A 7,440-nucleotide genomic window follows, 5' to 3' on the forward strand; every position below is an offset into this window, starting at 1 on the left:
CGGCTTCCTGATCCACAACTTCCATCCGGCGCGGCTCTTCATGGGCGACAGCGGGTCGATGCTGATCGGCCTGGTCCTGTCCGCCACCGCCATCACGGTCACCACCCAGTTCGCGCCGGGCGACCTCACCCAGGGCGCCGACGGGGCCCGCTCGAGCCTGCTGCCGGTCCTGCTGCCCGTGGCCCTGCCGATCCTGATCCTGATCGTGCCCCTGGGCGACCTGGTCATGGCCGTCGTACGACGAACGCGGGCCGGACGTTCGCCCTTCGCTCCCGACAAGCAGCACCTGCACCACCGGTTGCTCGAGATCGGCCACTCCCAGCGCCGGGCCGTGATCATCATGTGGCTGTGGGCGGGGCTGATCGCGTTCGGTGTGGTCGTGGCGAGCGTGTTCACCGGCGCCGTGGTGTGGATCGGCCTCGCGGTGGGCCTCGTCGTCACGGTGGCCCTCACCTTCGCGCTGCCCCTGGTGCACAACCAGGCCCTCGAGGACGTCATCGAGGCGGCTCTCGAGGGTCCGGACAACCTGGAGCAGGGGCTCGATCCGGGGGCCGGTTCGGACCCTGCCGGGACTTTGTGATAACTTTCACGAACTCCCGAAGAGCTCCCCTTCGGGCCCGTTGGAACAGCGACTAGAAACGGCCGCCGATGATGACGACCGAGACCCGGGCACCCTCCGTGCTGATGCGTGCGGCCTTCGCGGCCCTCGCCGCCGGAGCGGTCCTCGTGGCGGTCGGCGCGCTGGTCTCGGGCTCGCCTGCTGCGTGGGGCGCGGTCGTCGGCACGCTCATCGCGGTCGGGGTCTTTGCCTTCGGAGCCTTCACCGTGGACGCCGTGGCCCGGCTGATGCCGGCCGCGTCCCTGCTGTTCGCGCTGCTGACGTACACCTTCCAGGTGGCGGCCATGGCGCTGGCCTTCGTGGTCGTCAGCAGTGCCGGACTGCTCGACGACGAACTGAGCCGCAACTGGCTCGGTGGCGCGATCATCGTGGGTGCCTTCGTGTGGATGGCCGCCCAGATCCGCCTCGCGACGACGGCGCGCATCCCGGCGTTCCAGACCCCGTCCGAGGGCGGTGCGCGATGACCTCACGCGACTGCTATTGTCCGGGGCGCAATGAGTCAGCCCGAGGAGAAGCCCAAGGGCGATCCGTGGCATGCGTTCGGCTACATCGTGGCCGGGGTCGCTTTCTACGGAGTGCTGGGGGGCCTAGCGGACCACTGGCTCGGCACTCGATACCTGGTGGCCGTCGGCATCCTGGTGGGCGCGGCGTTGGGGATCTACATGACCTTCGCCCGCTTCCGGCCCGAACAGCCCGAGAACAACGCCCATGACGTGCACGATCCGCAGGACACGGAATAAGGAGACCTGGTGAACATCACAGCCAGCGCCACCGTCACGGCAGAGCCGTTCCCGGCCCCGGGCCCGCACACTTTTGAACTGCCCGGCATCTTCGGCACCGAAGTAACCAAGCCGATGGTCCAGCTCTTCCTTGCGGGCATCGTGGTCTTTGCGTTCCTCTACCTCGCCGCCCGCAAGCGCGCGATGGTTCCCGGCCGGCTGCAGTTCGCCGGCGAGGGCGCGTACGGCTTCGTCCGCAACAGCGTGGCCCGCGACATCATCGGCGGCCACGACTTCCAGAAGTTCGTGCCGTACCTCGTCACGGTCTTCTTCTTCATCCTGGTGAACAACCTCTTCGCGAGCATCCCGTTCATCCAGTTCCCGACGTTCAGCCGGGCAGGCATGGCCTACGCCCTGGCCGGCATGTCCTGGCTGGTCTACAACGCGGTCGGCATCCACAAGCACGGCCTGCTGGGCTACCTCAAGCTCCAGTGCGTTCCGTCCGGTGTCAGCCCGTTGATGTACCCGCTCCTGGTCCCGCTGGAGTTCTTCTCCAACATCCTGGTTCGCCCGGTCACGCTGGCCCTGCGTCTGTTCTGCAACATGTTCGCGGGGCACATCCTGCTGGTGCTGTTCTCGACCGGTGGCCTCTACCTGATCCAGGACGTCGGCGGGATCGGGTACGTCGCAGGCCCGCTGGCCTGGGTGCTCGCGATCCTCGTGAGCTTCCTGGAGATGCTGGTCCAGTTCCTGCAGGCGTACGTCTTCACCCTGCTGAACGCCATGTACATCCAGGGCGCGCTCGCAGACGAGCACTGACCTGTACGGCGGTCTCCGGACCGCACCCCTGCTTCACCCCAGACTCAACTCCCCACCCACAGTTTTCCCGCAAAAGGAAACAACCGAAAGGAACAAGGCCGTGAACTCACTGGCTATCACCGGCGACATGGGCGGCTCGCTCAACATGATCGGCTATGGCCTCGCGGCCATCGGCCCGGGTATCGCCATCGGTCTCATCTTCGCCGCGTACATCAACGGTGTTGCGCGTCAGCCGGAGGCCCAGAGCCGCCTGCAGTCGATCGCGATCCTCGGCTTCGCCCTCGCTGAGGCGCTGGCGATCATCGGCATCGCGCTCGCCTTCGTCCTCACCGGCAAGTAATCCGCCGGTAGACGGCGTCCGCCCTTTACTCGATCGACAAGGTCAGGTCCATGAAGTCACTGTTGATCCTCGCCTCCACGGGTGAGGAGGAGGCACACAATCCGCTCATCCCCGAGCCGATTGAGATCGTCCTCGCCCTCGTGGTGTTCGCGATCCTCTTCTTTGCCATCAAGAAGTTCGTCGTCCCGAACTTCGAGAAGACGTTCGCCGAACGCACCCAGGCGATCGAGGGCGGCATCGAAGCAGCTGCGAGCAAGCAGGCCGAGGCGGACGCCAAGCTCGCCGAGCTCGAGAAGCAGCTGGCGGACGCCCGTCACGAGGCAGCCCGCATCCGCGAGGAAGCTCGCGAGCAGGGTGCCCAGATCGTGTCCGAGATGCGCGACCAGGCCCAGGCCGAGTCGACCCGCATCCTCGACCACGGCAAGGCGCAGATCGAGGCCGAGCGCCAGCAGGCGGTCACCTCGCTCCGTGCCGAGGTCGGCACCCTCGCGACCGGCCTCGCCGGACGCATCGTCGGTGAGTCGCTGGAGGACGACGAGCGTCAGTCCCGCGTCATCGAGCGCTTCCTCGCCGAGCTCGAGACGGCTGACCCGGTCGCTGCCGTGACCAAGGCAGCTCCGGCTGCCAAGTCCGCTGCTCCGGCCGCCGCCGAGCCCGAGGCACCGGTCGGCTTCGCCGACGTCGAGCAGCCGCTGCTGTCCGACGAGGCCGAGGAGCGGTCGTTCCCGGGTGCGGTCAAGGCTCCGGCCGACGGCAGCCAGCCCGAGGGCTACGTCGTCAAGGGCAACGCCGGCTCGATGCTGTACCACCTCCCCGGTGGCCGCTGGTACGACGGTACCGACGCGGAGTACTGGTTCCGCACGGAGGAAGAGGCGATCGCTGCCGGCTTCACCAAGGCGGGGACCCGGAAGAAGGACGACAACTGATGGTGTCCTTCCGTGGAGCGTCCGCAGAGGCGATGGCCGCCGTCACCGACCAGCTCGGTGCGGTGTCCGAGGCGTCGGCCGCGCAGGTGGCCGGCGACCTGTTCGCTGCGGCCACGGCGTTCCGCACCGAGGGCTCGCTTCGCCGGTTCGCCACCGACCAGTCGGTCGAACCCGCGGCCCGTGTCGGTCTGGTCGACAGCCTGTTCTCCGGCAAGGTCGACGCAGCCGCGCTCGGCCTGGTCGTGACGGCCGTGGGCCGTCGCTGGACCAAGGCGCGTGACCTGGCCGATGCCCTCGAGCAGGTCGGCGTCATCGCGTCGGTCCGCTCGACCGGTGCCCAGGGCGCGAAGCTCGTCGACGAGCTGTTCGCCGTGCGGCAGCTGGTCAACGGCAACCCCGCCCTGCGCGACGCGCTGTCGGACCGGGTCCGGTCCGTCGCGGACCGTGCCGGCCTCGTCGAGTCGCTGATCGGCGGCAAGACGCTCCCCGCGACGGTGCAGCTGGTCCGCCAGGCGCTGTCGGGCTCGTACCGCAACGTGGGCCTGGCTCTCGAGGACTACGAGAAGACCGCGGCCGACGTCCATGGCCAGGGTGTGGCGACCGTTCGTGTTGCGCGTGCCCTGTCCGCCCAGGACGAGGCCCGCCTCGCCACCGCACTGTCGCGCCAGTACGGCCGCACCGTGCACCTCAACATCGTGGTCGACCCCGAGGTCGTCGGCGGTGTCCGGGTCGAGATCGGCGACGACGTGATCGACGGGACGGTTTCCTCCCGCCTCGATGACGCCCGCCGCAAGATCGCCGGCTGAACCACCGCTCCACCACGGCAACACGCAGACCACACATCACCACCAGACTTCACAGCAGCCAGAAGAGAGAAGGCACCTGAGATGACGGAACTCTCCATCCGTCCGGACGAGATCCGCGACGCCCTCGCGAAGTACGTCGCGGACTACAAGCCCGCGGCCGCCAGCAAGGAAGAGGTCGGCACCGTCGCCTCCGCCGGTGACGGCATCGCACGCGTGGCCGGGCTTCCCTCGGCCATGGCCAACGAGCTCCTGGAGTTCGCGGACGGCACCCTCGGCCTCGCCCTGAACCTCGAAGAGCGCGAGATCGGTGTCGTCATCCTCGGTGACTTCGACAAGATCGAAGAGGGCCAGCCGGTCCGTCGTACGGGCGAGGTCCTCTCGGTCCCCGTCGGCGACAACTACCTCGGCCGCGTCGTCGACCCGCTCGGCACCCCGATCGACGGCCTCGGCGAGATCGCGACCACCAAGCGTCGTGCCCTCGAGCTCCAGGCCCCCGGCGTCATGGCCCGCAAGTCGGTCCACGAGCCGCTCGCCACCGGCATCAAGGCGATCGACTCGATGACCCCGATCGGCCGTGGCCAGCGCCAGCTGATCATCGGTGACCGCGCGACCGGCAAGACCACGATCGCGATCGACACGATCATCAACCAGAAGCAGAACTGGGAGACCGGCGACCCGTCGAAGCAGGTTCGCTGCATCTACGTCGCCATCGGCCAGAAGGGCTCGACCATCGCCGCCGTGCGTGGCGCCCTCGAAGAGGCCGGCGCGCTGGAGTACACCACGATCGTGGCGTCCCCGGCCTCCGACAGCGCGGGCTTCAAGTACCTCGCCCCGTACACCGGCTCGGCCATCGGCCAGGAGTGGATGTACGACGGCAAGCACGTCCTCATCGTGTTCGATGACCTCACCAAGCAGGCCGAGGCCTACCGCGCCGTGTCGCTGCTGCTGCGCCGCCCGCCGGGCCGCGAGGCGTACCCGGGTGACGTCTTCTACCTGCACTCCCGCCTGCTCGAGCGTTGCGCGAAGCTGTCCGACGAGCTCGGCGCGGGCTCGATGACCGGCCTGCCGATCATCGAGACCAAGGCCAACGACGTCTCGGCGTTCATCCCGACCAACGTCATCTCGATCACCGACGGCCAGATCTTCTTGCAGTCGGACCTGTTCGCGGCCAACCAGCGCCCGGCCATCGACGTCGGTATCTCCGTCTCCCGAGTGGGTGGCGCGGCGATGACCAAGGCGATGAAGGCTGTCACCGGTTCGCTCAAGGTCGACCTGGCGCAGTTCCGCGCCATGGAGGCGTTCGCGATGTTCGCCTCGGACCTCGACGCGGCCTCGAAGCAGCAGCTGGCCCGTGGCCAGCGCCTGATGGCGCTCCTCAAGCAGCCGGCGTACTCGCCGTACCCGCTCGAGGAGATGACCGTCTCGCTGTGGCTCGGCACCTCGGGTCGCCTGGACAAGGTCCCCACCGGTGACGTCCTCCGCTTCGAGCGCGAGTTCATCGACTACCTGCGTCGTTCGCACGAGGGCCTGCTCTCGGCGATCCGCGAGTCGCAGAAGTTCGAGGACGAGGGCGGCGTCGTTGCGGCGTACGACTCCTTCCTCGACCAGTTCGAGACCTCTGACGGTGGCTCCATCAAGGTCGGGCACGAGCCCGAGGCTGGCGCCCTGGCCGACGACGAGCTCGAGCAGGAAAAGATCGTCAAGCAGAAGCGGGGCTGACACATGGCCGTATCGCTGCGTGAGTACCGCGCGCGGATCAAGTCGACCGAGTCGATGAAGAAGATCACGCGCGCCATGGAGCTCATTGCTGCGTCCCGGATCATCAAGGCGCAGCAGAAGGCCGCGGCGGCAGCGCCGTACGCCCGTGAGCTGACCCGCGCCGTGTCGGCGGTGGCGACGTTCTCGAACGTCGACCACCCGCTGACGCGCGAGCAGGAGAACCCCAAGCGGGCTGCGGTGCTCATCATCACGAGCGACCGCGGCCTGGCCGGTGCCTACTCCTCGAGCGTGCTCAAGGAGTCGGAGCGGCTCAGCGAGCGGCTCCGTGCCGAGGGCAAGGAGATCGACTACTTCCTTGCCGGTCGCAAGGCGGAGGCGTACTTCAAGTTCCGCAGCCGCGCGTTCGTGGAGTCCTGGACCGGTTTCTCCGACCAGCCCACCTACGACAAGGCCGCCGAGATCGGCAGTGCGCTGATCACGGCGTTCCTCAAGGAGCAGGGCGAGGACGGTGACGTGGACGAGGTCCACGTCGTCTACACCCGGTTCCGCTCGATGCTCACCCAGGAGCCGACGGCCGTACGGCTGCTGCCCCTGGAGGTCATCGAAGGCACGGACGCTCCGGAAGCCGACGAACTGCTCCCGCTCTACGAGTTCGAGCCGTCCGCTGCGCAGGTCCTGGACGGGCTGCTTCCGCAGTACGTCCAGAGCCGGATCTTCTACAGCCTGCTCCAGTCCGCGGCCTCCGAGCTCGCTGCCCGTCAGAAGGCAATGAAGTCGGCGACGGACAATGCCGAAGAGCTCATCAAGAAGTTCACCCGGATCGCCAACCAGGCGCGCCAGGCCGGCATCACCCAGGAGATCAGCGAGATCGTTGGTGGCGTGAACGCGCTCGCCGACGCTCAGGCTGCCAACGACTGACCCCCACCAGACCAAAACATCTTTTCGGATCAACGGAGTAAGACATGACTGCAACGGTTGAAGAGACCACCGCCAGCGGTGCGGCCTCGGTGGGTCGGATCGCACGGGTCATCGGCCCGGTTGTCGACGCCGAGTTCCCCGTCGACAACATGCCCGAGATCTACAACAAGCTCGAGGTGTCCGTCACGCTCGACGGCGCCACCTCGGTGCTGCCCCTCGAGGTGTCCATGCACATCGGCGACGGCATGGTCCGCGCCGTCTCGCTCAAGCCGACCGACGGCCTGGTCCGCGGCCAGAGCGTGACCGACACCGGTGGCCCGATCACCGTCCCCGTCGGCGACGTGACGCTGGGTCGCGTGTTCAACACGACCGGCGACATCCTCAACCTCGAAGAGGGCGAGACCGTCGAGGTCGGCGAGCGCTGGGGAATTCACCGCAAGGCTCCCGCCTTCGACCAGCTCGAGTCGAAGACGCAGATGTTCGAGACGGGCATCAAGGTCATCGACCTGCTCGCCCCGTACGTCACCGGCGGCAAGATCGGCCTGTTCGGTGGTGCCGGTGTCGGCAAGACCGT

8 protein-coding genes and 2 pseudogenes are annotated in these 7,440 nt (G+C 67.7%); all 10 read left to right on the forward strand.

Annotated elements, in window-relative coordinates:
- Nucleotides 1-580: MraY family glycosyltransferase (locus ACOADB_RS16190; RefSeq protein WP_378600605.1), on the forward strand; the 580-nt coding region annotated here is incomplete at its 5' end.
- 68 nt (nt 581-648) lie between these two features.
- Nucleotides 649-1,083, forward strand: coding sequence for a hypothetical protein (locus tag ACOADB_RS16195; RefSeq protein WP_378600607.1), 435 nt, complete (start codon nt 649-651; stop codon nt 1,081-1,083).
- Between the two features lie 30 nt (nt 1,084-1,113).
- On the forward strand, nt 1,114-1,359 hold the full coding sequence (locus ACOADB_RS16200) for a hypothetical protein (RefSeq protein ID WP_378600609.1): 246 nt from the start codon (nt 1,114-1,116) through the stop codon (nt 1,357-1,359).
- A 9-nt stretch (nt 1,360-1,368) separates the two neighbouring features.
- Nucleotides 1,369-2,157, forward strand: coding sequence for a F0F1 ATP synthase subunit A (atpB, locus tag ACOADB_RS16205; protein ID WP_237111809.1), 789 nt, complete (start codon nt 1,369-1,371; stop codon nt 2,155-2,157).
- 127 nt (nt 2,158-2,284) lie between these two features.
- A complete protein-coding gene (atpE, locus tag ACOADB_RS16210; protein ID WP_056706247.1) occupies nt 2,285-2,497 on the forward strand; it encodes an ATP synthase F0 subunit C in 213 nt (70 codons plus the stop codon).
- 50 nt (nt 2,498-2,547) lie between these two features.
- Nucleotides 2,548-3,075: pseudogene (locus tag ACOADB_RS16215) on the forward strand (F0F1 ATP synthase subunit B); the annotation flags it as partial.
- Nucleotides 3,076-3,422: 347 nt separating this feature from the next.
- The gene (locus ACOADB_RS16220) at nt 3,423-4,229 is read left to right on the forward strand and encodes a F0F1 ATP synthase subunit delta (protein WP_378600611.1); all 807 of its coding nucleotides are present in this window, start codon (nt 3,423-3,425) and stop codon (nt 4,227-4,229) included.
- 81 nt (nt 4,230-4,310) lie between these two features.
- On the forward strand, nt 4,311-5,948 hold the full coding sequence (gene atpA, locus ACOADB_RS16225) for a F0F1 ATP synthase subunit alpha (RefSeq protein WP_056706242.1): 1,638 nt from the start codon (nt 4,311-4,313) through the stop codon (nt 5,946-5,948).
- Between the two features lie 3 nt (nt 5,949-5,951).
- Complete coding sequence (locus tag ACOADB_RS16230; protein WP_378600613.1) at nt 5,952-6,866, forward strand: F0F1 ATP synthase subunit gamma; 915 nt, start codon at nt 5,952-5,954, stop codon at nt 6,864-6,866.
- Between the two features lie 44 nt (nt 6,867-6,910).
- Nucleotides 6,911-7,440: pseudogene (locus ACOADB_RS16235) on the forward strand (F0F1 ATP synthase subunit beta); the annotation flags it as partial.

The organism is Nocardioides sp. CPCC 206348 (assembly GCF_048654705.1).
GTDB lineage: Bacteria > Actinomycetota > Actinomycetes > Propionibacteriales > Nocardioidaceae > Nocardioides.

Coding starts and splice junctions, on each gene's coding strand:
- ACOADB_RS16195 (WP_378600607.1), top strand. CDS start 649: ATGATGACGACCGAGACCCGGGCACCCTCCGTGCTGATGCGTGCGGCC.
- ACOADB_RS16200 (WP_378600609.1), top strand. CDS start 1,114: ATGAGTCAGCCCGAGGAGAAGCCCAAGGGCGATCCGTGGCATGCGTTC.
- atpE (WP_056706247.1), top strand. CDS start 2,285: ATGGGCGGCTCGCTCAACATGATCGGCTATGGCCTCGCGGCCATCGGC.
- ACOADB_RS16220 (WP_378600611.1), top strand. CDS start 3,423: ATGGTGTCCTTCCGTGGAGCGTCCGCAGAGGCGATGGCCGCCGTCACC.
- atpA (WP_056706242.1), top strand. CDS start 4,311: ATGACGGAACTCTCCATCCGTCCGGACGAGATCCGCGACGCCCTCGCG.
- ACOADB_RS16230 (WP_378600613.1), top strand. CDS start 5,952: ATGGCCGTATCGCTGCGTGAGTACCGCGCGCGGATCAAGTCGACCGAG.